24 protein-coding genes are annotated in these 26189 nt (G+C 47.6%); 15 read left to right on the plus strand and 9 right to left on the minus strand.

Annotation, left to right across the window (positions count from 1 at the left end; all coding sequences use genetic code 11):
• Positions 1-6: 6 nt before the first annotated feature.
• The 9 genes from QM657_RS15745 to trmL all read left to right on the plus strand — a co-directional run bounded on the left by QM657_RS15745 (position 7) and on the right by trmL (position 8063).
• Positions 7-501: a deoxycytidylate deaminase gene (locus tag QM657_RS15745; protein ID WP_415067655.1), complete on the plus strand. Its 495-nt coding sequence runs from the start codon at positions 7-9 to the stop codon at positions 499-501.
• A 1-nt stretch (position 502) separates the two neighbouring features.
• Complete coding sequence (locus QM657_RS15750) at positions 503-2308, plus strand: B12-binding domain-containing radical SAM protein (RefSeq protein WP_415067656.1); 1806 nt, start codon at positions 503-505, stop codon at positions 2306-2308.
• Complete coding sequence (gene nth / locus QM657_RS15755) at positions 2263-2940, plus strand: endonuclease III (RefSeq protein WP_415067657.1); 678 nt, start codon at positions 2263-2265, stop codon at positions 2938-2940. The genes QM657_RS15750 and nth overlap by 46 nt, the downstream gene beginning before the upstream one ends.
• 1 nt (position 2941) lies before the next feature.
• Positions 2942-3658, plus strand: coding sequence for a PolC-type DNA polymerase III (locus tag QM657_RS15760; RefSeq protein WP_415067658.1), 717 nt, complete (start codon positions 2942-2944; stop codon positions 3656-3658).
• A 172-nt stretch (positions 3659-3830) separates the two neighbouring features.
• Complete coding sequence (locus QM657_RS15765; protein WP_415067659.1) at positions 3831-5321, plus strand: VanW family protein; 1491 nt, start codon at positions 3831-3833, stop codon at positions 5319-5321.
• Between the two features lie 8 nt (positions 5322-5329).
• On the plus strand, positions 5330-5899 hold the full coding sequence (locus QM657_RS15770; RefSeq protein ID WP_415067660.1) for an AIR synthase-related protein: 570 nt from the start codon (positions 5330-5332) through the stop codon (positions 5897-5899).
• 17 nt (positions 5900-5916) lie between these two features.
• Positions 5917-6399, plus strand: coding sequence for an Lrp/AsnC family transcriptional regulator (locus QM657_RS15775; RefSeq protein WP_415067661.1), 483 nt, complete (start codon positions 5917-5919; stop codon positions 6397-6399).
• Positions 6396-7565 carry an aminotransferase class I/II-fold pyridoxal phosphate-dependent enzyme gene (locus tag QM657_RS15780; protein WP_415067662.1) on the plus strand — a complete coding sequence of 390 codons (1170 nt, stop codon included), beginning with the start codon at positions 6396-6398 and terminating at the stop codon, positions 7563-7565. Before QM657_RS15775 ends, QM657_RS15780 begins: the two co-directional genes overlap by 4 nt.
• A 3-nt stretch (positions 7566-7568) precedes the next feature.
• On the plus strand, positions 7569-8063 hold the full coding sequence (gene trmL, locus QM657_RS15785) for a tRNA (uridine(34)/cytosine(34)/5-carboxymethylaminomethyluridine(34)-2'-O)-methyltransferase TrmL (RefSeq protein WP_415067663.1): 495 nt from the start codon (positions 7569-7571) through the stop codon (positions 8061-8063).
• 62 nt (positions 8064-8125) lie between these two features.
• Here trmL and QM657_RS15790 read toward each other — a convergent pair whose 3' ends face one another.
• Genes QM657_RS15790 through QM657_RS15800 form a run of 3 tightly spaced genes read right to left on the minus strand, consistent with a single transcriptional unit; the run spans position 8126 to position 12701 of the window.
• Positions 8126-9529 carry a sensor histidine kinase gene (locus QM657_RS15790; protein ID WP_415067664.1) on the minus strand — a complete coding sequence of 468 codons (1404 nt, stop codon included), beginning with the start codon at positions 9527-9529 and terminating at the stop codon, positions 8126-8128.
• Positions 9530-9581: 52 nt separating this feature from the next.
• Positions 9582-10292, minus strand: a complete 711-nt coding sequence (locus tag QM657_RS15795) for a response regulator (protein WP_367566984.1) — start codon at positions 10290-10292, stop codon at positions 9582-9584.
• An 18-nt stretch (positions 10293-10310) separates the two neighbouring features.
• Positions 10311-12701 (minus strand): endonuclease MutS2, encoded by a 2391-nt coding sequence (locus QM657_RS15800; protein WP_415067665.1) that lies wholly within the window; start codon positions 12699-12701, stop codon positions 10311-10313.
• A gap of 293 nt (positions 12702-12994) precedes the next feature.
• Between QM657_RS15800 and QM657_RS15805 the strand changes: the two genes are divergently transcribed.
• The 5 genes from QM657_RS15805 (at position 12995) to nagA (ending at position 19662) form a co-directional block, all read left to right on the plus strand.
• Positions 12995-14302 (plus strand): S1C family serine protease, encoded by a 1308-nt coding sequence (locus tag QM657_RS15805; protein ID WP_415067666.1) that lies wholly within the window; start codon positions 12995-12997, stop codon positions 14300-14302.
• A gap of 47 nt (positions 14303-14349) precedes the next feature.
• The gene (locus tag QM657_RS15810; RefSeq protein WP_415067667.1) at positions 14350-15303 is read left to right on the plus strand and encodes a 3'-5' exoribonuclease YhaM family protein; all 954 of its coding nucleotides are present in this window, start codon (positions 14350-14352) and stop codon (positions 15301-15303) included.
• A 233-nt stretch (positions 15304-15536) separates the two neighbouring features.
• On the plus strand, positions 15537-16250 hold the full coding sequence (locus tag QM657_RS15815) for a response regulator transcription factor (RefSeq protein WP_415067668.1): 714 nt from the start codon (positions 15537-15539) through the stop codon (positions 16248-16250).
• Positions 16222-18423 (plus strand): sensor histidine kinase, encoded by a 2202-nt coding sequence (locus QM657_RS15820; RefSeq protein ID WP_415067669.1) that lies wholly within the window; start codon positions 16222-16224, stop codon positions 18421-18423. The genes QM657_RS15815 and QM657_RS15820 overlap by 29 nt, the downstream gene beginning before the upstream one ends.
• Before the next feature lie 99 nt (positions 18424-18522).
• Positions 18523-19662, plus strand: a complete 1140-nt coding sequence (gene nagA, locus QM657_RS15825; protein WP_415067670.1) for an N-acetylglucosamine-6-phosphate deacetylase — start codon at positions 18523-18525, stop codon at positions 19660-19662.
• Positions 19663-19832: 170 nt separating this feature from the next.
• Here nagA and phoU read toward each other — a convergent pair whose 3' ends face one another.
• The 5 genes from phoU to QM657_RS15850 all read right to left on the minus strand — a co-directional run bounded on the left by phoU (position 19833) and on the right by QM657_RS15850 (position 24155).
• Entirely contained in the window at positions 19833-20495 is a 663-nt protein-coding gene (phoU, locus tag QM657_RS15830; RefSeq protein ID WP_415067671.1) for a phosphate signaling complex protein PhoU, read from the minus strand.
• Between the two features lie 35 nt (positions 20496-20530).
• A complete protein-coding gene (pstB, locus tag QM657_RS15835; RefSeq protein ID WP_415067672.1) occupies positions 20531-21295 on the minus strand; it encodes a phosphate ABC transporter ATP-binding protein PstB in 765 nt (254 codons plus the stop codon).
• On the minus strand, positions 21292-22200 hold the full coding sequence (gene pstA / locus QM657_RS15840) for a phosphate ABC transporter permease PstA (RefSeq protein ID WP_415067673.1): 909 nt from the start codon (positions 22198-22200) through the stop codon (positions 21292-21294). Before pstA ends, pstB begins: the two co-directional genes overlap by 4 nt.
• The gene (gene pstC / locus QM657_RS15845; protein WP_415067674.1) at positions 22190-23179 is read right to left on the minus strand and encodes a phosphate ABC transporter permease subunit PstC; all 990 of its coding nucleotides are present in this window, start codon (positions 23177-23179) and stop codon (positions 22190-22192) included. The genes pstA and pstC overlap by 11 nt, the downstream gene beginning before the upstream one ends.
• Positions 23180-23252: 73 nt before the next feature.
• Positions 23253-24155, minus strand: coding sequence for a phosphate ABC transporter substrate-binding protein (locus tag QM657_RS15850; RefSeq protein ID WP_415067679.1), 903 nt, complete (start codon positions 24153-24155; stop codon positions 23253-23255).
• 293 nt (positions 24156-24448) lie between these two features.
• Between QM657_RS15850 and QM657_RS15855 the strand changes: the two genes are divergently transcribed.
• A complete protein-coding gene (locus tag QM657_RS15855; protein ID WP_415067675.1) occupies positions 24449-26005 on the plus strand; it encodes an IS1096 element passenger TnpR family protein in 1557 nt (518 codons plus the stop codon).
• Here the strand turns inward: QM657_RS15855 and QM657_RS15860 are convergent.
• The coding region (locus QM657_RS15860) for a hypothetical protein (protein WP_415067676.1) at positions 25992-26189 on the minus strand (198 nt) is incomplete at its 5' end. The two genes, QM657_RS15855 and QM657_RS15860, sit on opposite strands and share 14 nt — an antisense overlap.

Here is a 26189-nt window from a genome sequence, read left to right on the forward strand (position 1 = left end):
ACAGCTATGTCTGGAAAGAGAGAAGATTACATTACATGGGATGAGTATTTTATGGGAGTGGCCCTTCTTTCAGGGAAGCGTTCCAAGGACCCCAGCACTCAGGTGGGGGCCTGCATTGTCAGCCAGGACAACAAGATTTTATCCATGGGCTACAACGGATTTCCCCTGGGCTGCTCTGATGAAGAATTTCCCTGGACAAAGGAAAGTGAACAGGAAGACCCCTATAATTCCAAATATTTCTATTCCACTCACAGTGAATTAAATGCTATCCTTAATTACAGGGGAGGAAGCCTGGAAGGCAGCAAGCTTTATGTAACCCTGTTCCCATGCAATGAATGTGCCAAGGCCATTATACAGGCAGGGATCAAAACCGTGGTATACGGCTCGGACAAGTATGCGGACACCCCGGCTGTCAACGCCTCCAAGCGGATGATGAATGCGGCAGGGGTTCGCTATTACCAGTACGAGTCCACAGGAAGAAAAATAGAGATCGAGGTTTAATATGAAGTTTTTACTCGCGGCTGTCAATGCCAAGTATATCCACTCTAATCCTGCCATTTACAGCTTAAAGGCTTATGCCAAAGCTTATGTAAAGGAACGGGAACTGGAGGATGGAAGCTTTCAGATTGAAACCGGGGAATATACCATCAACAATCAGCCCGATGAGGTTTTAAAGGATATTTACAGCAGGAAACCGGATGCAGTGGGATTTTCCTGCTACATCTGGAACATTGCCTTTGTCTTGGAACTGGTCCGGGACCTTCCTAAGATTCTCCCTCATGCGGAGATCTGGCTGGGAGGTCCTGAAGTGTCTTATGACGCCTCCCGGATTCTGGAACAGGAACGGTCGGTTTACGGAATCATGACGGGAGAAGGGGAGGAAACCTTTTTAAAGGTGGTGCGGGCTTATTTAAAAGGAAGCCGGTCTTATGAGAAGGACAAGATTTCCGCCCTCTGTACCATAGACGGAGTGGCGGTGAGAAATGAAAATGGGTCTGTCATTGAAAATCCTTTAAAAACAGCAGCGGACATGAGTTCCATTCCCTTTCTGTATGAAAGCCTGTCAGGCTTTGAAAACCGCATTATTTACTACGAAAGCAGCAGGGGATGTCCATTTTCCTGCAGCTACTGTCTTTCCTCCCTGGATAAGTCGGTGCGCCTGCGGGATACTTCCCTGGTTTTGAAGGAACTGGATTTCTTCATTGAAAAAAGGGTTCCCCAGGTGAAGTTTGTGGATAGAACCTTTAATTGCAGCAGGAAGCACACCAGGGAAATCTGGCGCCATATTATGGAATGCGACAACGGGGTGACCAACTTCCACTTTGAGATTTCCGCGGACCTTCTAAACGAAGAGGAACTGGAGCTGATGTCCCGCATGAGGCCGGGCCTCATTCAGCTTGAAATCGGGGTCCAGAGCACCAACCCCCGCACCATAGAGGAAATCCGGCGGAAAATGGATTTGAACCTGCTGAAAAATGCAGTGGCCCGCATCAACAGCTTTGAAAATATCCATCAGCATTTGGACTTAATTGCAGGGCTTCCTTATGAAAATTACGAGAGCTTTAAAAATTCCTTTAACCAGGTCTGGGATATGAAGCCGGAACAGCTTCAGCTTGGCTTCTTAAAAGTGCTGAAAGGCTCTTATATGTCGGAAATGGCGGAGGAATACGGTTTGAAATTCAGGCAGAAGCCGCCTTATGAAGTGCTGTCTACCAAATGGCTTGATTACGGTGAGGTTTTAAAATTAAAGGCTCTGGAAGAAATGCTGGAGGTCTACGGAAACAGCGGACAGTTCCGGCTGACCGTAAAAGAGCTGTGCGAGGAATTTGAAACACCTTTTGATTTGTTTGAAGCTCTGGCCGAACATTACGAAAGCCGGGGACTTTTTGGAATCAGCCACAGCCGCATGGCGCGGTATGATATATTGGAGCAGTTTATCAAAGACCAGGTGCCGGAAAAGCTTCCCAGGTACCGGGACCTTCTCGTATATGACCTGTATTTAAGAGAGAATTTAAAGAGCCGTCCTTCCTTTGCAGCGGACCAGGAACCCTTTAAGGACCGGGTGAGGGCATTTTTTGCAGAGGAAGCTTTGTCTTTTCACTATTTAACGGAAGGATACGAAGGCTATGAGGCGAGACAACTGATCAAAATGGCCCACATCGAGGTGTTCCGGGATGGAAGGGCAGTGCTTTTTGATTATAAGAAACGGGATGCCTTGTCCCATAATGCAGCAGATTATGAGATTGGCATATGGAGGAATGAATGGCAGGAAGAGAAACAAAAGCAGAGCAGAAGGCCAGAGTATTAAAGGTCTTAGAAGCTCTTGACCGGGAATATGGAACAGAGTACATCTGTTACTTAAACCACGAAACCCCATGGCAGCTTTTAATTGCAGTTATTTTAAGCGCCCAGTGCACTGATGCCAGGGTCAACATGGTGACAGCAGATTTGTTTGAAAAATACGATTCTCCCCAAAGCTTTGCCCAGGCGGATTTAAAGGAGCTGGAGAAGGATATCCACTCCCTGGGCTTTTATCATATGAAGGCTAAAAATATCATATCCTGCTGTAAGGATCTGGTGGAAAAATTTGGCGGCGAAGTGCCTTCCACCATGGAGGACCTGACCTCCCTGGCAGGAGTGGGGCGCAAAACAGCCAATGTCATCCGGGGAAATATCTATAACGAACCCAGCATTGTGGTGGACACCCATGTGAAGAGGATTTCCAGAAAGCTGGGCTTTGCAAAGGCAGAGGACCCGGAAAAGATCGAATATGAGCTGATGAAGGTGCTCCCAAAAGAACACTGGATTTTATGGAATATTCACATCATCACCCTTGGAAGAACCATCTGCGTTGCCAGAAGCCCCAAGTGCGGAGAATGCTTTTTGCGGGAACTGTGCCCAAGCGCCATGCCGGTGAAGGCTGGAAAAGGAGAACATTAAGGTGGTGTCATCTTATATTGCGGTAGATTTGGAGACAACGGGCCTGGACCCAAAGCATGATAAGATCATTGAGATCGGAGCCGTGCGGGTTTTAGACGGACAGATAAGGGAAACGTATGAAACCTTTGTAAACCCTCACCGCAAGCTGGAGGAAGAAGTGGCGTCCCTTACAGGCATCAGCGATGAGCAGGTGGAGTCTGCCCCGGAGATCGGGGAAGTGATAAAGGAGTTTCTGGAGTTTGCAGGAAACTTACCCCTCTTAGGCCATCATGTGATCTTTGACTACAGCTTTTTAAAACGGGCGGCAGTAAATCAGGGCCTTGGCTTTGAGCGCAAGGGAATTGATACCTTAAAGCTGGCAAGAAGGTTTATGCCCTCTGAGGAAAAGAAAAATTTAAAAGCAGCCTGTGAGTATTTCGGAGTGGAGATGAATTTAAGCCATCGGGCTTTGGCGGACGCTAAGGCGTCCCATTTTCTCTATCAGGAGATAGAAAAACGGTACGGCGGGGAAGAGGCCGGCGCATTTACCTCTCAGGAACTGATTTACAAGGTAAAAAAAGAGCAGCCTGCTTCAAAAAGGCAAAAAGAACACTTGCAGGATTTATTAAAATATCATAAAATAGTTTTATCTGTGCAGACGGACCATTTGTCCAGAAATGAAATATCCAGAATTACGGATAAAATCATAGCACAGTATGGAAGAATAAGAGAGAGGTGATGCGAAATGATGAATTTTAACAATAGAAAAAATAAAAAAGTTTTATCAGCAGTCATGATTGCGGTGGTAGTTCTGCTGATTGCTTCCATGATAGTTCCCGTGTTGCTGAGCGTCCTGTAACGTCAGGAGAACCGGAGATACCGTATTGACCAGCAAGCAATGAGGAATGAATATGAAAAAGAAAATATTGTCTATGAGCCTGGCAGCAGTGATTTTGGCGGCAGGAATAGGAGTTCTCTCCCCAATCCATGCCATGGCTGATTCCCTTCCCGATGGAATTTATGTAGGAGAATACAATCTGGGAGGCATGACAGAAGAGGAGGCCGGTCAAAAAATCCAGGGACTGGTAGATGAGATGGAAAGCCAGAAGATCACCCTGGAAGTGGACGGACAGCCCGTGGAAACCACGGCAAAGGAACTGGGATTTCACTGGAGCAATCCGGAGGCGGTATCCCAGGCCGCATCAGCCTGGCAGGGCGGAAATTTAATCAAACGGTATTTAAATAAGAAGGATATTGAAAAGAACCATGTCATCATCCCTCTGGAGACAGCTCTTGACGAGGGAAAAGTAGCCGCTTTTGTGGCGGAAAAGTGTGCCCCTGTGGAGACAGAGGCAAAGAATGCCACCATAGTCAGACAGGACGGCGCTTTTGTGGTGACTCCTTCTGTCATTGGAAAGTCCGTGGACATCGGTGCCACAAAGCAGGCTCTTGACGCGGCTCTTGCGGAAGGGCTTAAAGAGCCTGTCAATGCAGTAGCAGTGATTGAGGAGAAAAAGCCTGATATCCTGACAGAGGATTTGGCCTCCATCCAGGATGTGCTGGGGAAATTTTCCACCAGCTTTGCATCCAGCGGCGCTTCCCGGTCCACCAACTTAAGGGTGGGTGCCAGCAAAATCAACGGACGGGTGCTGATGCCGGGAGAGACTCTTTCCGGTTACGAATGCATGCATCCCTTTACCGTAGCCAACGGCTATGCCACTGCGGCAGCCTATGAAAACGGGCAGGTGATTGACAGCGTGGGAGGCGGCGTATGCCAGATTTCCACCACTCTTTACAATGCAGTGCTCCGTGCAGAGCTTGCCATTGTGCAGAGGCAGAACCATTCCATGATTGTAACTTATGTAAAACCTTCTGAGGATGCCGCCATTGCAGGCACCTACAAGGATTTGAAATTCACCAATAATTACAGCACTCCCATTTTCATTGAGGGAAGCATTTCCGGAAAAACACTCACCTTTACCATCTATGGAAAGGAAACCAGGCCGGCAAACCGCACCTTCCAGTTTGTTTCCGAAACCTTAAAGGTCACGGACCCAGGAGCGCCCAAGGAAATTGTGGACCCAGCCATGGCGCCGGGCAGCAGAAACCAGGTCCAGTCAGCACATACGGGAATCAAGTCCAGGCTTTGGAAGATCATTTACGTTGACGGCGTGGAACAGAGCCGGGAAATTGTGCATACGGACACTTATAATCCTTCAAAGGCCATTATCAGAGTGGGCCCTGCAGCACCTGTCACAGTTCAGCCCATAATTCCGGGAGAGAGCGTCCCAGGCCAGCCGGGAGAAATTCCGCCCACAGAGCCTTCGCCCACACCGGAGCCTGTCATTCCGAACGGACCGGGAGAATCACCTATCCAGGGGCCTGCCGGACCGGGAGTTTAGGAATCAGCATGAGACGGATTGAAAGAGAAAATACAGGAACCATGAAGCCTGGGCAGGATATCGTGATAGCAGGATACGCCGGGCTCTGGGCAACTGTAGAAATTATAAAACATAAAAAAGAAGACCTGCGTCAATGGTTTTCCGAGGATTACATGGACCGGGTACTGGAAGACGGGGCCATGGCCCTGGAAGGAAATCCGGAGAAATGGGCACAAGCCGGAGCATCAGAGTGTGAGGCAGCAGGAGAAGGCGGAGTGTTAAAGGCCCTTTGGGATTTATCCGGGGCGTATATGACAGGAATCAGCTTTTCCCTGCGCAAAATCCCGGTTAAGCAGGAAACGATCGAAATCTGTGAGCGGTACGACTTAAATCCGTACCGCCTTTTCTCTACCGGCTGTCTGGTCCTTTTGGCCGACAACGGAGGAGATTTGGTTCTGGCTTTGGAGAAAGAAGGAGTGACCGCAGCCGTCATAGGCAAGGTGACGGATGGAATTAAGAGAGTGATCATCCATGAAGAGAGCAACGGCTATTTAGAACGGCCCTCAAGGGATGAAATTTATAAGGTTTTGGCAGAATGAAGCAGGAGGTAAGTATTATGAGGGAAAAGATACTGGCAATTATTGAAAAAAACAGCAGGATTAATTTAAAGGACCTGGCGATTCTTTTAGGAGAAAGCGAGGCTGCCATTGCCAACGAGATCGCGGAAATGGAAAAAGAGCGGATTATCTGCGGCTACCACACTCTGATCAATTGGGACAATACCAGCGATGAAAAGGTGGTGGCACTCATTGAGGTCAAAGTAACTCCCCAGCGCGGGATGGGATTTGACAAGATTGCGGAGCGCATCTATCAGTACAGCGAGGTAAATGCGGTGTACCTCATGTCAGGTTCTTTTGATTTTACCGTATTTATCGAAGGAAGAACCATGAGGCAGGTGGCTCAGTTCGTTTCTGAGAAGCTTTCTCCCATGGAATCGGTATTGAGCACTGCGACCCATTTCGTCCTGAAGAAATACAAAGACCATGGTACTGTGCTTGCAGAAGAAACTGCCGATGAAAGGATGCTGATCACTCCATGAGAAATCCATTGTCAGACCGAATCGTGACGATTCCCCCTTCCGGAATCCGGAAGTTTTTTGATATTGTCAGTGAAATGAAAGATGCCATTTCCTTAGGCGTGGGAGAGCCTGATTTTGACACTCCCTGGCATATCCGCGAGGAGGGAATTTATTCCCTGGAAAAAGGGCGGACCTTTTATACTTCCAATGCGGGCCTCAAGGAATTAAAGGTGGAGATATGCAATTATTTGAACAGGCGCTTCGGCGTTTCCTATGACTCCGACCATGAAGTGATGGTGACGGTAGGCGGCAGCGAAGCCATTGACGTGGCATTAAGAGCCATGCTGGACCCAGGCGATGAGGTTTTGATCCCCCAGCCCAGCTACGTTTCCTACGTTCCCTGTACCATTTTAGCAAACGGCGTACCGGTGATCATTGAGCTGGAAGAAAAGGATGAGTTTAAGCTGACGCCGGAGAAGCTTTTGGAAAAGATCACTCCAAAGACCAAGGTTCTGGTTCTGCCTTTCCCCAACAACCCTACGGGAGCCGTCATGGTGAAAGAGGAGCTGGAAAAGATCGCTGAGATCGTGGTTGAAAAGGACTTATTTGTCATATCCGATGAGATTTATGCGGAGCTCACTTATGGCGGAGAGCACACCACCGTTGCCGCCCTTCCGGGCATGAGGGAGAGGACCGTTCTCATTAACGGCTTTTCCAAATCGTATGCGATGACCGGCTGGCGTCTCGGCTATGCCGCTGCTCCCAGGGTGATTTTAGAACAGATGTTAAAAATCCACCAGTTTGCCATCATGTGCGCCCCCACCACCAGCCAGTATGCCGCTGTAGCAGCGCTTAAAGACGGGGATAAGGACGTTCAGGCAATGAGGGAATCCTATGATCAAAGACGGCGCTATTTAAAGCATGCCTTTGATGAGATGGGGCTGGAATGCTTTGAGCCTTACGGCGCCTTTTACATGTTCCCCAGCATCAAACGGTTTGGCATGACCTCTGATGAATTTGCAACCAGACTGCTGATGGAAGAAAAGGTGGCGGTTGTGCCCGGCACTGCATTTGGAGACTGCGGAGAAGGCTTTTTGCGGATTTCCTATGCTTACTCCTTAAAGAATTTAAAGGAAGCCTTAAGCCGCATGAGCCGATTTGTGAATAAACTGGATGGGAAGGCGTAAACTATGAACGTGGTATTATTGGAGCCGGAAATGCCGGCCAATACCGGAAATATCGGACGGACCTGCGTGGCTACAAATACAAAGCTGCATCTGATCGAGCCTTTGGGCTTTAGGCTCAACGACAAGCTGATCAAGCGGGCAGGACTGGATTACTGGGATAAGCTTAACGTGACCGTATACAGCGATTATCAGGACTTTCTGGATCGGAATCCGGGAGCTAAAATCTACATGGCCACCACCAAGGGGCAGCATGTGTATACGGAGGTGGCTTACGAGCCGGACTGCTTCATCATGTTCGGCAAGGAAAGCGCAGGAATTCCGGAGGATATTCTTGTGGAAAATCAGGACCGCTGCGTCAGGATTCCCATGTGGGGAGATATCAGGTCCTTAAATTTGTCAAATTCTGTATCCATCGTGCTGTACGAGGCTTACCGCCAAAACGGTTTTGAGAATATGACCATGGAGGGAGAGCTCCATCATCTGCACTGGAAGGAATGAGTTTTTCACTAAAAAGGCTACGGGAGAAGTTGTCTCCCATAGCCTTTTTCTGATTTTACATGTTATAAATTGGAAGACTTAGGCAGGCTGAAGATGAATTCAGACCCAACCCCTTCCGTACTGACCACATCGATATTTTCCCCATGGGACTGGATGATTTCCTTGACGATGGCAAGCCCAAGCCCAGTGCCCTTCTTATCTTTTCCCCTGGACAAATCCGTCTTGTAAAACCGTTCCCAGATTTTCTTTAAGCTGTCTTTTGGAATTCCGATTCCCGTGTCCTTGATGGAAATGAAAATCTTTTCATACTTTCCCGAAGCCTGGATGTAAATGGTGGAATCGTGATGGCTGAATTTAATGGCATTGTCGATCAAGTTGTAAAGAACCCGCTGAATCTTTCCCAGGTCTCCGTAAACCATCTGGATGCTGTCGGAGAAGGTTAAGTCAAAGGTGATACTCTTCTCATTGCAGGTGCCTTCAAAGGAAGCTGCCGTGTCCTTGATGACCCGGTTGATATCGAAGTTGGTGCGGTTTAAATAGCCCTTGCTGTCCAGTGAGTTGAGTGTCAAAAGGCCGTGGGTCAGGCTGTTGAGCCGCTCCGTTTCTGATATGACCCTTGTTAAATATTTCCCATACAGTTCCGGAGGAATGGTTCCGTCTAAGATTGCCTCTAAATACCCCTTGATGGAGGTCAAAGGAGAGCGAAAGTCATGGGAGACATTGGCAATAAAGGTTTTCTGATACTCGTCCATTTTGTTCAGCTCGTCCGACATATAGTTGAGGGTGCCGGCCAGATAACCCATTTCATCCCTGGTATTGACTCCAATGTGATGAATCAAATTTCCCTGGGCGTATTCGTTGGCTCCTGCCGTGATCTTCTTAAGAGGAAAGTAAACCGTCCTCGTAAAAACCAAAAGGATGATCAGGGAAAGGGCGAATATGACGCCGGATGAAATGTAAACGATGTTTAAAATCCCATCCCGTTCCGCCTTTAAATAGGATATGGGAAGATGAACCACCACATAGCCGTAGGTGGTGTAATTTCCCGTAATAGGCGCATGGACGCTCAGTACCGGTTCCTGGAACTGATTATAATAATTGCCGATGATATAGGATTTGTTTCCCATGAAGGTGGGGTCAAAGTCTGCTATGACCTGTCCCTCCATTCCGGGTGTCCTGCTGTCGGCAACCACCTTGCCCTGACGGTCCATAATCCAGATTTGGGCATGGAGATAGCCGACTTCCTTTAACATCTCAGGATAAGAAGACAAATATCTGCTTTTGCCCTGATACATGCCGCTGTAGGTGGAAGCGATCTGATTGGCTTCGTCATACAGGCTCTCCGAATTCTGGCGCAGGAGATACCGGTCCGTGATTTCAGAGGAAAAGGTGGCAATGGATATGAATCCCAAAAGGCCGAACAGCAGGTAGCCAAGGATGAATTTGTAGTAAAGAGAGTGTGTCACTGGCGTTTTACCTCAATTTTTTTATATTTAGCAAGTGAGTAGGAAGAGACCCTTACCTCTTCACCTCAAACTTATAACCAATCCCCCACACCGTAGTCAGCGCCCAGCCCGCATGATCCTTGATCTTTTCCCGAAGGCGTTTGATATGAACATCCACTGTTCTGGTATCGCCTATATACTCGTATCCCCAGATGTGATCCAGAAGCTGTTCCCTGGTAAACACCTGGTTTGGAGAGGAAGCCAGGAAATACAAGAGTTCCAGCTCCTTAGGCGGCATTTCCACAGAATGTCCTTTGTAGAGCACCGAGTAATTGGTGAGGTTTACAATCAGGTCCGGATACTCCACATAATCTCCCTGCTGGTCCCTGTTGGGAGAAGCCGGAATCTGGGAGGTCTGGTAACGCCTTAAGACGGCTTTCACCCGTGCCACCAGTTCCTTGGAATCAAAGGGCTTGATCATATAATCGTCAGCCCCCAGCTCCAGCCCTAAGACCTTGTCAAAGACCTCTCCCTTGGCTGACAGCATAATAATGGGAACCTGGGAGAAGGAGCGCATCTCCCTGCACACCTGATAGCCATCCATGCCCGGCAGCATTAAGTCTAAAAGCACCAGATTAGGCTTGAACTCCGGAAATACCCGGAGAGCCTCTTCCCCGTCATTGACAATCGTTGTTTCATAACATTCCTTCAGTAAATACAGGGAAATCAATTCTGCAATGTTGTTGTCGTCATCTATAATCAATATGCGCTGCTTTTCAGCCATGGTCAACCTCCAATCAATCTATTTAAAGAAAACAATGGTTACTCCGGAATCCCCTTCGCCGAAAACGCCCAGCCGGAATTCCTTTACATATTTTAACCGTTTTAAATGCTTGTGAACCGCATTTTTTAACGCTCCGGTTCCTCTGCCGTGAACGATCCGCACCTGGGATAAGTGGGCCAGATAGGCGTCATCCAAATATTTGTCCAACTGAGGGATGGCCTCATCCGTGGTCATTCCGATCAAGTTGATCTCAGGCGAGATGGAAAGGGACTTGGACATGCGGGTGGAGCTGCTTCCGCTTCCTGTCTTTTTGGAACCGCCGCCGGAAGGAGAAGAAACTGATTTTTCCTGTAAAAGCTCTAAGTCGGAAATGTTGACAAGAGAGCGGAGAATTCCCATCTGCACGTATAAATCTCCCTTTGCATTGGGAAGAGAGCTGACGGTTCCGTTTAAATTCATGCTTATGACACGGACCCCGTCCCCCAGCCGAAGCTTCTTGGGATCGATCTCTTTTCCAGCCTCCTGCCTCTCTTTTTTAAGGGCCAGGGAGGAATCCACCTCCTGCAATTTGCTTCTCAGCCTGCTCCGTTCTGCCTCCAGCTCCTTGTTAACGCCTGAGTCCGCTGCCAGCTTGTTGATCTGGCGGATGGTCTGGTCTGCCGTCTCCTTGGCATCCCGCAGAATTCTCTGGGCTTCTTCCTTGGCATCCCGGATCATCTTGTCCTTGCGCTCGTCAAGCCGCTCCTCTTTCTGGGTCAGCCGGGACTTTAACTGCTCGATTTCCCGCTTATAGGATTCCACATGAATCCGTTCCCGTTCAATGGTGACCCTGTTTTCCTCCAGATGAGTCAGCAAATCTTCAAAGGTCTCATCCTTGGCTTCCAGATTGGTCCTGGCATTCTCAATGATATAATCGGGGAGTCCCAGCTTCTTTGAAATGGCAAAAGCATTGCTCTTTCCCGGCACACCGATCAAAAGCCGGTAGGTAGGCTGCAATGTCTCCACATTGAACTCGCAGCAGGCATTTTCCACGCCTGGAGTGGTCAGGGCGAATACCTTTAACTCGCTGTAATGAGTGGTCGCCATGGTGCGGCACTTCATGTTGTGAAGGAAGGTCAGGATTGCAATCGCCAGAGCCGCTCCTTCCGTGGGGTCTGTTCCGGCCCCAAGCTCATCAAACAGGCAGAGGGAGTTGCTGTCTGCCTTATTTAAAATCTGGACAATGTTGGTCATATGGGCGGAAAAGGTACTCAAGCTCTGCTCAATGCTCTGCTCATCACCGATATCTGCAAACACCTCGTCAAACACAGCCAGCTCAGAACCGTCAAATGCCGGAATGTGAAGGCCGGACTGTCCCATAAGGGTGAATAAGCCCACTGTTTTTAAGGAAACCGTCTTACCGCCTGTATTGGGACCCGTGACGATTAAAAGGTCAAAACTGCGCCCTAAGTGAATGGTGATGGGTACCACCCTGGCAGGGTCCAAAAGAGGATGGCGTCCCTCTTTAATATTGATCATCCCTTTTGTATTGAATGCCGGTTCACTGCCGTTGTAATGTCTGGACAGGGCCGCCTTTGCAAATATGAAATCAAGCTGGGAAATGGTTTTAAAATTCGTTTCCAGCTCCTCTGAATAAGGCGCAAGCTGGTTGCTCAAATCAGCCAGGACCATTTCAATTTCCTTCTGCTCCTGAATCTCCAGAGTCCTTAAGTCATTGTTCAGCTTTACAATAGCCATTGGCTCAATAAACAGGGTGGAACCGGTGGAAGACTGGTCGTGGACCATACCGGAAACCTGGGATTTGTGCTCCGCTTTTACCGGGAGACAGTAGCGCCCGTCCCTCATGGTGATGACCGCATCCTGAAGATAGGACCGGCTGGAATTTAAAATGGAGTTCATCTGGGTGTGAATCTTATCGTTGATGGACTTCATGGAGCGCCTCACATGGCGAAGCCCCGGACTGGCATCGTCGCTCACCTCTTCTTCCGAGAGGATGCACCGCTTGATTTCCGTATTCACCGGAGTCAATGGCTCCAGAATCCGAAAAAATTCCTCCAGGGAATCTTCGGAAAGCTGGTCCTCCTCGTGGCGGCCATAAGCCTTTGCCCTGGCTGAAACTGTGAGAAGAGTGCTGACGGCAAGAATCTCTGAAATGCTCAAAGCGCTTCCTACCTCCAGACGCTTTAAAGAAGAGCGGATGTCCTTAACGCCTCCAAAGGAAATCCCTCCCTTTTGGCGGACGCGGGCGGCGGCATCGGTGGTCTCTTTCTGGGACTGGACGATTTCGCCGTAGTCGGTGGAAGGCACCAGATTGCGGCATAACTCTTTTCCGAAATCGCAGGAAGCGTATTCCGTGAGTTGGGCAATGATTTTGTGGTATTCCAATGTTTTTAATGCTTTATGGTTCATAGATTGTTCATTCTACTTTCTTATAATATTTACGTAACTGTTCAGTACGGTAAAATCATGGAGGAACCTCCGATCCATCTTGTATGACCGAAGATCGTGCAAGATGATTTTCCCATTGAACAGCAATGATAAATTTGGCCGCGGATGGTATCGGATACAGTATAACATAAATCAGAGGAAAACTGCAATCCTCAGGTTGGTTTCCAGCCCGGCTAAAGTTCAAAGGTTTTCCTTGCATAAAAGAGCGAAGAACCTTATAATAGTATTTAAGTCTTCTGCAAAGGAGGGTAAGTATGCCGGAACATAACGGACCAGATGAGAAGAGGGAAAAACCCCGCCAGTTCATCAATGAAAAAATAGTGAGGCAGCCCATGTCAAAGAGGGACATGTTAAAGCGAATTTTAGGACTTTCCATGACCGGAGTTATTTTCGGGCTGGTTGCTGCGGTTACGTTTGTCGTGTCCCTGCCTGCCGCTGAGAAATTTTTTGCCAGGGAACCCAGGGAAGAGAGCACGACCGTTACCATACCAAAAGACGATCCTGAGGCCTCCCCCCCTGAGACAGAGACCCAACCGGCTGTTGAAACAGAACCCATTGAAGACATTTTAAAGTCAGCTATGGAAAAGTATCCCTTTTCTGTAGAGGATTTGAATACCTTATATGCGGATTTAAAAACCGTGGTTCAAAAAGCGGACAAAGGAGTCGTGACGGTTCACTCCGTAAGGACTCAGAAAGACTGGTTTAATAATCCGGTGGAAAATTCCGGCCTGTTTGCAGGTGTCGTCACAGCCACTATCAACCAGGAGATTTTAATCCTGACCCCGGAAGGGGCTGTAGAGGATGCGGAAGCCATCCGGGTGGCATTTTATGACGGAACTGAGGTCCAGGGCACCATCAAACAGACCGATAAGCCGTCAGGCATGGCGATTGTCAGCGTTCCTACGGCAAGCCTTGGAAAAACTCTGTTAGAGGAAGTAAAGGCCATTGAGCTTGGAAATTCCTATTCCGTCAAACAGGGAGATTTGATCGTAGCCATAGGAGGGCCTGCAGGCATGGTTCACTCCTCAGGCTATGGATTTGTCACCTACATCACCAGAAATGTCCAGGTCACTGACGGCATCACCCGAATCCTTTATTCTGATGCAAAGGCCAATGCGGCAGCAGGCACATTTCTCATGAATACGGCAGGCCAGATCATCGGCTGGGTGACGGATGAGTATAAAAACGACAGCAGCAAAGATATGACGGCAGCTATGGCTATTTCTGATTACAAAAGCATTCTGGAGCGGATGAGTAACGGCGCTTCCTACCCTTACTTTGGAATCAGAGGCCAGGAGGTGAGTGCCACCATGAACAGCAAAGGCATGCCTTTGGGCGTTTACGTGGTGGATGTAAACGGAGACGGGCCTGCTTATAACGCCGGAATTCAGAGCGGAGACATCATAACTGCCATGGGAGAGGAAACCATTGTCACCATGAAGGATTTCCAGGTGTCCCTTGAAAAATTAAATCCGGGAGATTTAATAAGTGTGACTGTTTCCCGCAATGGGAGAGAAGAATATAAAGAGATTCAATATCCGGTAACCATTGGAGCCAGGTAATTTTCCTGGCTTCCACGTTGCCTGGGGCTAGAATATGGAGGAAAAGAATGAGATATATTGAATCATTCCGGGAAGGAATGCATGTTTCAGATGTGTATTTATGTAAGAACAGGCAGATTGCTCTTACCAAGTCAGGGAAAGAGTATGGAAACCTGATTCTGCAGGACAAGACCGGAACGGTAGATGCCAAGATCTGGGACTTAGGTTCTCCGGGAATCGGGAATTTTGAAACTCTGGACTACGTATATGTGGATGCAGATGTTACCGTATTTCAAAATTCCAATCAGTTAAATATCAAGCGGATCAGAAAAGCCGGTGAAGAGGAATTTGTTCCCGGCGATTACCTGCCTGTATCCTCCAAGGATATCGGACTGATGTATGAGGAGCTTCTCGGCTTTATCAGGACCGTAAAAAGTCCTCATTTAAAAAAGCTTCTGGAAAGCTTTTTTGCGGATGACCCTGCTTTTGCAAAGGCATTCCAGTTCCATTCCGCAGCCAAAAGCGTTCACCACGGCTTTGTAGGCGGACTGCTGGAGCACACCTTAAGCGTGATCAAGCTGTGTGATTACTACGCAGGTTATTATCCTGTCATCAACCGGGATCTGCTGATTACGGCAGCGGCCTTTCACGATATCGGAAAGACGAAAGAGCTTTCCACATTTCCGGAAAATGATTACACCGACGACGGACAGCTTTTAGGCCACATCATCATCGGAACGGAAATGGTGGGGGAGAGGATACGGACCATTGAAGGCTTCCCGGATAAGCTGGCCTCTGAATTAAAGCACTGCATCATTTCCCATCACGGAGAACTGGAATACGGCTCTCCCAAAAAACCGGCATTGATCGAAGCCCTCGCCTTAAACTTTGCGGATAATACGGATGCAAAGATGGAAACCATGATCGAAGTGATCAAAGGTGCAGGAGATAATAACGGCTGGCTGGGATTTAACCGGCTGATGGATACCAATATAAGAAAGACTTCCGAGGATGTCCGATAAGCGTTTGGCAAAACGGATATCTTTAAAAGCCCAAAGGGAAACCCATGGATTCCCTTTGGGCTTTTGTATTTAAAATTTAGAAATTATTTCGTTTTCCCGGTTATTGAATTTAAGAATGGTCCGGTATCCTTGATTTAAAGTAAAATAAAAGGAAATGTGGTATCATAAAGGAAACACTTTAGCATACCATTGTGCCCGAAATCAGGGGCAGAGATGAAGAAAGGAGAAATCAGATGGAACGAAACCACATTTTACTGGTGGAAGATGATAAAGAGATCAGAGAAGGGGTGGAAATTTATTTGAGGAGCCAGGGATACGAGGTATTTCAGGCGGCGGACGGAATCGAGGGCCTTAAGATACTGGAGCGGGAAGAGATTCACCTGGCCATTGTGGATGTGATGATGCCCCGTATGGATGGCATCACCATGACCGTGAAGCTGAGACAGTCCCACGATTTTCCGGTCATCATCCTGTCGGCAAAATCAGAGGAAGTGGATAAGATCATGGGACTTAATATAGGAGCCGACGATTACGTGTCAAAGCCCTTTACGCCCATGGAACTGCTTGCCAGGGTCAATTCCCAGCTCAGAAGGTATGGGAAGTACATGGATATGCTGGAGGCCAAGGAAGAAAAGGAAAAAAGCAATGTCTACGTCATAGGCGGTCTGGAGCTGAATGAGGATACGGTGGAAGTGTTTGTGGATGAAAAGCCTGCCAGACTCACTCCCATGGAGTTTAAGATTCTTGCTCTTCTCATGAAAAATCCGGGGCGGGTGTTTTCCGCAGAAGAGATTTATGAAAGAGTCTGGAATGAAAGGGCTGTCAATACGGATACAATCATGGTTCACGTAAGGAAGATCCGGGAAAAAATCGAGATCAATCCCAGGGAACCCAAATATTTAAAGGTGGTGTGGGGAGTTGGATACAAAATTGAAAAACAGGCATAGGATCAGTCTGATTCTTGCAATAACCGTGGTATTGTCAGCGGCGACAGTCATGGTGGGGCTTTATCCATTTTTTAAAAATGAATCTGCCAGGTACGAAGAACAGGTCTATGAAGATGAGTCCTTTCTCCTGAAGCTGATATCAGGCAATTACGTTCTTGCCATGGAGCAGGCACAGCGTGAGCAGGGAGAGATGATTTCCCCCTTCCGGTATTTCTTCCCTCAGGCGGAAGAACAGCAGAGCGCAGGGTCTGACGGGGAGCTTGCGGTTGAAGAATATGAAACAGAGCCGGACAGCAAAAGTGAATACGTAAAGCTTCTGCGCCAAAACAGCATGCAGAAATACGAAAGCTGGAGCCGAGAGTTTGGCAGTGTGCGCCATTACGTGGATTATCAGATTCTGGATGGAAACGGGGAAGTGCTGTCAGATCATGCCCAGGAAAAATCCATTTCCCAAAGCAGGGAGTATGTATTTAAGGCGCTGCTCCATTACGACAGCCTGGGCCGCATGGAGGTGGCGGAAGCAGACGGAGACAGTGTGACCGGCCTTGCAGTCCGGCTGCAGCAGTACGGTGAGCGGGACCCCATGGAAAACGGCTATTGGGAACAGTATATTTATGAACCGGAACTGAAATTTGCAAAGCCCAGGAATATGACCTTCGCTTACGGAATGACAGCCCGGCAGGCAGCCGATTTAAAAGAGACCCAGGGAACGGACTGGAGCTCCTATCACGTTTCCGGAGCTGTTCCCAGGATTTTTATAGGCCTTGTGTGCGCAGTGGGAATTCTGGCCCTGCTTTTCTCCTGCCTTGATGTCAGATGGGCGGAGGAGAGCCGGATTTTAAGGACACCTTTTGAAGCAGTCCTTGCTGTTGGCGGCGGTGCGGCGGCATTCGGAGCCGGGCTTACAGGGCTGGTGGCAATGACCAACCGGGGAGAACTGGAAAATGCCCTTCTCCGGGCAAACTTCCTTCCCACCGCTGCCGGCATGATGATAAAGCTGTGGAACCTGCTCTGGTGGGCCCTACCCTTTGCCATCGTATACTGGGCTGTCCTATGCATGCGGGATGTGTTTCACATCGGCCTTAAGGCATACATCAGGGACCGGACCCTTTGCGGATATTTCTGGAAGTGGGTGAAATGGCTGTGCAGAACGGTTTATGATTTTCTGTCAGGCATTGACCTCCAGGATCAGTCGGATAAAACCATTTTACGGATTGTAGGAGTGAACTTTATCATTCTGGCAATTCTCTGCAGCCTCTGGTTTCTGGGAATCGGGGCTCTTGTGATCTATTCAGTCGCTTTGTTCATCTTCATGAGAAAATATTACAGGGATTTAAGCCGGAAATACCGGGTGCTTTTAGAGGCCACCAACCAGATTGCAGAAGGAAATTTAGAGGTGACCATTGAAGAGGACCTGGGCGTATTTGAGCCCTTTAAGAAAGAAATCCAGAAAATACAGAGCGGGTTTAAGGTGGCTGTAGGCGAAGAGGTAAAAAGCCAGAAGCTGAAAACAGACTTGATCAGCAACATGTCCCATGATTTAAAAACACCTTTGACTGCCATTATAACTTATGTAAACCTATTGAGAGAAGAACATGTGACCCCGGAACAGCGAAAAGCCTACATTGACATTCTGGAACAGAAGTCCATGCGCTTAAAATCCCTGATAGAAGATTTATTTGAAGTCAGCAAGGCCAACAGCAACAACGTCACCTTAAACTTGGAGGATGTGGACATTGTCAGCCTCCTAAAGGAAGTCAGCTATGAACTCAGCGATAAGATAGAAGAATCTGCCATTGATTTTCGCTGGAACCTGCCGGATGAAAAAATAGTTCTCCCCCTGGACAGCCAGAAGACGTACCGGATATTTGATAACCTTTTAACAAATATCATCAAATACGGAATGCCTGACACCAGGGCCTACATTGACATGAAAAAAGAAGACGGATATGTGACCATTGCCCTGAAAAATATTTCCGCCTCTGAACTGACTTTCAACCCCCAGGAGATCACAGAGCGTTTTGCCAGGGGCGACCAGTCCCGTAATACGGAAGGGTCAGGACTTGGAATGGCCATTGCCAAAAGCTTTGTGGAACTTCAAAACGGAAGGCTTCAGGTGGAAGTGGAAGCGGACTTATTCCGCGTCCTCATCCGGTGGCCCATCCCTTTATAATCTGCCTTTGAAAAAGATTTTGAAACCTGCTTGAAAATCTGGAAGGAACTGTTATACTGAGGATAAAGGGTTAGAAAACAGAAAAGGGAGGTTACTTTTATGATAATACAGAGCAGAAGGGTATGGATTGCAGGCCAGTTCATCCCGGCACAGCTTCAGATCGAAGACGGAAAAATAAATGCGGTCCGCCCTTACGGAGAGTCGGAGGCAGACCAGGACTATGGCGATAACCGGATCGTTCCCGGATTTATTGATATTCATACTCATGGGGCTTATGGATACGACACCAATGACGGAGAACCGGAGGGGCTGCGGGACTGGATGAGACGGATACCGGAGGAAGGCGTGACCTCCATCCTTCCGACCACAGTGACCCAGATGCCGGAAGTATTGGAGAAAGCAGTTGCCAATGTGGCTTTTGTGGCAGAAAACGGATATGAAGGGGCAGAGATCCTGGGAATTCATTTTGAAGGGCCTTACCTGGACATGAAGTATAAAGGGGCCCAGCCCCCGGAGGCAATTGCATCCGCTTCCATAACACAGTTTCAGAGATATCAGGAAGCGGCAAAGGGCATGATCAAATACATCACCCTTGCTCCGGAGCATGATGAGAACTTTGACCTGACAAGGTATTGCAAGGATACGGGAGTGGTGGTGAGCATGGGGCATTCATCTGCCACCTATGAGCAGGCGCTTATGGGGATTGCAAATGGGGCAACCTCTATGACCCATGTGTATAACGGCATGACAGCCTATCATCACCGGGACCCAGGGCTGGTGGGAACTGCATTCAGAGTGCGTGATATATACGGCGAGATCATTTGCGATGGCTGCCATTCCCATTTGGCTGCGCTTAATAATTATTACACCATAAAGGGAAAGGATCATGCCATCATGATTACGGATTCTCTTTGTGCAAAGCACTGCCCTGCGGGAAATGATTATCAGTTGGGTGGTCACAGCATTGAGATCAGGGAAAATGGTCTGGCTTATTTGAAGGGAACGGATACGATTTCGGGAAGTACGCTGAAATCCAATAAAGGTCTGAAAATTTTGGTGGAAGAGGCTATGGTGCCCTTTGATTCGGCGCTGAATTCCTGTACCATCAATCCTGCAAAGTGCCTTGGCGTGGATGACAGGAAGGGAAAACTGGTTGCCGGATACGATGCGGATATCGTAGTCCTGGAAGATTCCTATGATGTGGTACAGACGTATTGCAGAGGAGCGGCAATGCTGTAAGAGCATAGAGTTATGTAAATAGAATCAGGGCGGAAGGATAAAAACATTCCTTCTGCCCTGATTTTTATAGAACAAACTACAACACCGTACCTGCGGTGTATTCCTGAATGCCTTGCATGCTTTCTCCGGTGAAGAACGCATGGCTTTTGTATTGATATTTTCAGCGTTCCTTACAGAATCCTCACATTCTTCAAAGCCCCTGTCTTAGCAAACTCCGTCCATTCACATACGTTGACCGCATGATCTCCGATGCGCTCCAGATACTTTGCAACCATCAGCAGATCAATGCACTGGTCAATGTGTTCGCTGGGCTGTTTTAATAACTCCACCACATCATTTTTCACCTTGCCAAACAGTTCATCCACCACATCATCCTTTTTCTGGAGTTCCTTTGCAGCCTCTAAATCCTGGTTGATAAAAGCTTCAATAGAAGCGTGGACCATTTCCTTTGCAGCCGCAGCCATGGCCGGAATGTGGCGGATCACATGGTAAACGTGTTCTCCCTTTAAGCGCAGCACCAGTTCTGCAATATCAGAAGCATGGTCGCCGATTCTCTCTAAGTCAGTCACCACCTTAAGGGCGCTGGAAACCACCCTCAAGTCCCCGGCAACCGGCTGCTGGCGCAGGATCAGGGAAAGGCAGCGGGCTTCGATGGAGCGTTCTAAGTCATTGATGGTCCGGTCTCCTTTGATGATATCCTCTGCTTTTTCAAAATTCTGGTCCTCAAAAGCGATAAAGCACTGCTCAATGGAGGTTTCAACCAGCTTCCCCATTTCCTTAATATCGTTATTTAAAAGATCTAATTCATGTTCATAATTAACTCTCATTGACATGTTCGTCTCTCCTTCTCTTTCATAAATAAGCTGGATCAGCCAAAGCGTCCTGTAATATAGTCCTCGGTTCTGGAGTCTCTGGGCACGGTGAACAGCTCTGTGGTAGGCGCGTATTCCACCACTTCTCCGACCAGGAAAAATGCAGTGTAATCAGCAATTCTGGTGGCCTGCTGCATGTTGTGGGTAACGATTGCGACTGTATATTTTTCCTTCAGCTCATCCATTAAGTCCTCAATTTTTAAGGTGGAAATAGGGTCTAAGGCAGAAGTTGGTTCATCCATGAGAAGAACCTCCGGCTCCACAGCCAGCGCACGGGCAATACAAAGGCGCTGCTGCTGGCCACCGGAAAGGCCCAAAGCTGATTTTTTCAAACGATCTGAAACCTCATCCCAGAGAGCCGCGCCCTTTAAGCTTCTTTCCACAATGGCGTCAAGCTCTGATTTGTTCTTAATCCCGTGGATTCTGGGGCCGTAAGCCACATTGTCATAAATGCTCATGGGAAATGGATTAGGCTGCTGGAATACCATACCGATCTTTTTGCGCAGCAGGGTGGTGTCCACTCTTGGATCGTAAATATTTTCTCCATCTAACAGCACATCCCCTTCGATCACAACGCCGGGAACCAGGTCATTCATCCGGTTTAAGGTTTTTAAATAAGTGGATTTTCCGCATCCGGAAGGTCCGATAAAAGCGGTAATTTTATTTTTATAAAGATCTAAGCTCACATTTTTTAAAGCGTGGTTTGTACCGTAATGAAGATTTAAATTGCTCGTTGAAATTTTTACCGTATTTGTACTCATGATTCTTTGACCTCCGTATTGAATTTATGGGAGAGGAACTTTGCCAGTCCGTTGATTGCCAGTACAATGACCAGAAGAACAACTGCGATTCCAAATGCCTGGTCATATTTGGCCTTCTGCATGGATAAGTAAAGCTGAATCGTCAGAGTTCCGCCGGATTCCAAGATTTTTCCCAAAAAGTCTTTTGGAAGAAGATAGCCGCTTCCAGCCGTAAAGAGAAGGGCAGCGGATTCTCCCACAATTCGTCCGATGGATAAAATGACACCTGTAACGATGCCGGGCATGGCGCTGGGAAGAAGAATGGTCCGGATCATATACCACTTGGTAGCCCCGATGCCCAAAGCGCCGGACCGGTAGCTTTCAGGAACCGTTTTTAAGGCTTCCTGGGTGGTTCTGGTGATAAGAGGCAGGATCATAAGGGCCAGGGTCAGGGAACCGGTGAGAATGGAATATCCAAGCCCCAGAGTGGTTCCGAAAAATACGTAGCCGAACAGACCGAAGATGATAGAAGGAATGCCTGATAAGGTTTCCGTTGTGAACTCGATCACACGGACAGCCCTGCCTCCTTTTGCGTATTCATTTAAATAAATGGCAGACCCCACGCCCAAAGGAGTGGCGATCAGCAATGTGATGATAACAATATATAAAGTATTTACAATATTTCCGATAATACCAAAGGTTCCTTTGATGGTGCTGGGAACAGTGGTCAAAAATTCCACATTGATCTGGGAAATTCCGCGGGCGAATACATAGCCCATAATTCCGATTAACACCAGGATGGAGACAGAAGCGCACAAATAAATGAGTGCTGTCAGAACCATATCGGAAACACGGGTTTTCCGGTTGTAAATGCTGTATGAAGTAGCAGGATTCTGCTGGGCTGGAATGACTAAATTACCGGTCATGGCGTTCTTCTCCTTTCTTTAAACTCCCCCTGGCTTTTATAGGCCGGTCTGCTTCTACTGCAGATTTCTTTAACAGCCTGCTGAGGGAAACGTTAATGATCATGATAAATGCAAACAGAACAAGTCCGATGGTAAAAAGTACCTGTTTGTGAAGCCCGGAAGAGTAGGACATTTCCGATACAATGGCAGTTGTTAAGAAACGGACCGAATTAAATGGAAGAGGCATATTCACCACGCTTCCGGAAACCAGGCTGATGGCCATGGCCTCACCGATGGCCCGCCCTGTTCCAAGCACGATGGAAGTGATGATGCCTGACTTTGCAGCCGGAATCACCACATGGAAGATCGTCTGTATTTTCGTGGCCCCAAGAGCCAGGGAAGCGCTCCTTAAATGCCCCGGTACAGAGCGCAGGGCAGTTTCACTGATATTGATTACCGTAGGAAGAATCATCAAAGCCAGAACCAGAACCGCAGAAATTAAGTTTGCGCCTCCCGTAAACTGATGGGTAGAGGAGCCTGCAAATACCTTTAATTCCAGCTTATACATAAGAGGGTTTAAAATCAGGATTCCAAGGAGTCCGTAAACGACAGAAGGAATGCCTGCCAGCAGCTCCACTGCCGGGCGCACCACCCCTGCCAGCTTTGGAGGAGCAGTTTCAGCCAGAAAAACAGCGGTCATGACTCCGATGGGAACTCCGATGAAAATTGCCATGGCCGTTCCCACGATAGAGGTCAAAATAACATAGAGAATACCGAAGCCAGGCACTGCTGCCTGAGGCTGCCAGACGGTAGCAAATAAAATATCCAGGATTCCCACCTTAAAAAGCGCCGGAGTACCGCTGAGAAGCATGTAGAGACTGATGGAAGCAACTGCCAGAACGGCAAAGAAACCGCAGACAGTAAAGATGACTTCCGCAGTTTTTTCCACTCCTGATTTGCTTCCCTGTCCTCCGAATATGGAATAAGACTTTGGTTGCATAAACAAGCTCCTTTCGTAAAACAGGGATACAACTGAATTGGCTGCTGTATCCCTCTGTAAATGTCATTTTTTATTAGTTAGCAGGAATCAGGCCAACGGATTCAACCAGTTGTTTTCCTTCGTCAGACTGGATAAACTCAAACAGTGCCTGTACTACATCCTTCTGCTCAGAAATCTCTCCCTTAGTAGCCATAACGAACGGACGGCTTAAGAAGTAAGAACCGGCCTTGATGTTTTCCGGAGTAGGGGCTGTACCTTCCAGGTTTAAAGTTTTTACCGTGTCATCGAGAACGTCTAAGGAAACATATCCGATGGAGCCTGGAGTAGAAGCTGCCTTGGCCATAACGGCACCGGTGCTGTCTAACTCGTTGCTGTACTTACATGCGTCTTCCAGCTTTAACAACTCTTCAAATGCGCTTCTTGTACCGGAACCGGCTTCCCGTCCGATGACAACGATTGGCTGGTCAGCGCCGCCTGCATCTTTCCAGTTGGTGATTGTTCCGTTGTAAATGCTGATCAGTTCATCCTTTGTCAGGTTCTCGGCTGTATTGTCACTGCTGGTGATCACTGCGATTCCATCGATTGCAACGATGTTTTCAGCGATGCCCTTTGCCTTTTCCTCGTCCTTTAAGTTACGGGAAGAGTTTCCGATATCTGCAGAACCGTTTCCGGCTGCCTCAATTCCTGCACCGGAACCGATGAATTCAGTCTGGATTGTAACGTCAGGATATTTTTCCATAAAAACTTCACCTAAAGCAGTTGCGAACTTCTCCATAGAAGTGGAACCTACCATGCTGATAGAACCCTTTAAATCAGCGGCTGCTTCTTCGCTGGAAGCGGCTGCAGTGGTTCCGGCAGATGTTCCGGCTGCTGAAGCCTGTGTCTCTGTATTATTGCTGCCGCATCCGGCCAAGTTTCCCATAATCAAAAATGCTGCGCCTAAAAGTGCAAATACTTTGAAATCTCTTTTTTTCATCATTATTCTCCTCTTTTCTCAAAAAATTGCTTTCGCTTACATGATGAAGTATATCAGTCTCTGAAAATTCCTGATATCATGTTTCTGTATAGAAAATGTAAAGCTTTTGTAAAGCTGTTATTTCGAATAAAATCATAAAAATCGACCTGATTTATAAAAAAAGCAGGGATGGACTGGACAGAATGGGCGGGAATGTGGTAAATTGTAACGTACACTTGATCTTAAAAGGAAGAAAGAAGAAACGTTCCTTAATTAAAACGCATAGGAACGGAAGGAAACAGGAGGACGTTTTCATGGGAGCATATCAATTGAAAATCACGATCAAAGGGAGTAAGCCGCCGATTTGGAGGAGGGTTCTCATACCGGAAGGCATTACGTTTGAAGACCTGCACAGGATTATTCAGACCGCATTTGACCGGACCGATGATCACCTGTATGAATTTGAATTCCGGTCCGAAGGGGTACGGGTTGCTCCGGGTGAAGAGGACAGACTTCAAAATTTTGAATATAGACTGGCCCATACCGTCATCGATCAACTGGTATCAGGCGCTAATAAATTTATATATACCTGTAATAACTGGGAGTACAGCATCCAGGCAGAAGACGGGGCGACAGATTATAAGGAAAGCTTTGCCAGGGTCATCAAGTTCAAAGGGGATTCCGTTCCGGAAAGCTGCAAAGACATGGCCGGGTACTATGAGCTTTTAGAACAGTCATCAAAAAAGATAAAGTCTTATGATGTGGATGATGTCAATAAACTCCTGAGCCGGAATGGAAATCAGGGCCAGGAAGAGGTTCATATCAGGGACATTTACGAGTGTTATGACAAAAACAGCCTTTTGGAGATCGGCAGAAGACACCGCATGAGCGGACTTTCCAAATTAAAAAAGGAAGAGCTGGCAGAACAGATCATAGCCCACATTTTAGATAAGGAAGTCATGAGCTCTTATTTCCTTTGTGCCCGTGATTCTGAAATCAAACTGTTTGAGCAGATTGCAGCAGGAAACCGTACGGTTTTGGATTCTGAGCTGGAAATGGACTTTCTTTATGCAGGCGGCTATGTGACAGCCAAAGCTGAGGGCGGTTTTGCAGCGTCAGAAGAAGTGATAAAAGCATATAAAGAGTGGAGTACACCGGAATTTGAAGAAAAGCGCAGGCGCCTCAGTAAAATCGGGGACTACCTTCTGGCAGCCAATTCCCTGTATGCAGTGACCCCTCCTTCTGTCGTGCTGGAAACATTTAATAAGTACGAAAGCAGCAAGCTCACTTTGGAAGAGCTGCTTCAGGCCTATGAGCTTCTTTTGCCATACCGCTGTCTGGTTGTTTACGTTGACGGCAGCTTTGCAGACGGCGCTCTGATGGAGCAGAACGGCCTTAAGGAACTGCTGAAAATGCAGAAGAAAGTTCCCTATTATATTCCCACCCAGCCGGAAATCCGTTCCATGGCGGACAACTCAGGCTTTATCATGACAGAGGAATTAGACCGTCTCGGCAAGTTCCTTTCTGATGAAATGAATGTTCCGAAAGACCGGATTCCGTATATTCTGCACCAGGTCCAGGCAGAACTCAGCACCGGAGGGCAGATTCAGGATGTGATTGACGATTTAAAAGAGGCAGAAGTTGTATTTGAAAACGACGAACAGACAAAAGCCTTTTCTCCTATTATCAATGATGTCTGGAATCACACCCGGATGGTGCTCAACAGAGGCCATAAGCCTTATGAAATGGTGATGAGGGGATTAGAAGATAAATCGATCCAAAGGAAAAACATCGAAAAAGTCTATCCCAACGATCCGTGTCCGTGCGGAAGCGGGAAAAAACATAAGAAATGCTGTGCTAAGAAAAACTGACTTTTAATTGGAGCCTGGTCTTTGCAATTAGGAAGATCAGGCTCCAATTAAATGTAGGAATTGTTGTGAAAATCACGTTTTTCAAAATAAACAAAAAAATTGAAAAAAAGTTGTTGACATTTCCCTCCCCCTTTGTTATGATATAACTCGCCGCTGAAACAGGCGGCAAAAAACTTCTTTCAGA

It is taken from the genome of Lacrimispora sp., assembly GCF_047605665.1.
Taxonomy (GTDB): Bacteria; Bacillota; Clostridia; order Lachnospirales; family Lachnospiraceae; genus Lacrimispora.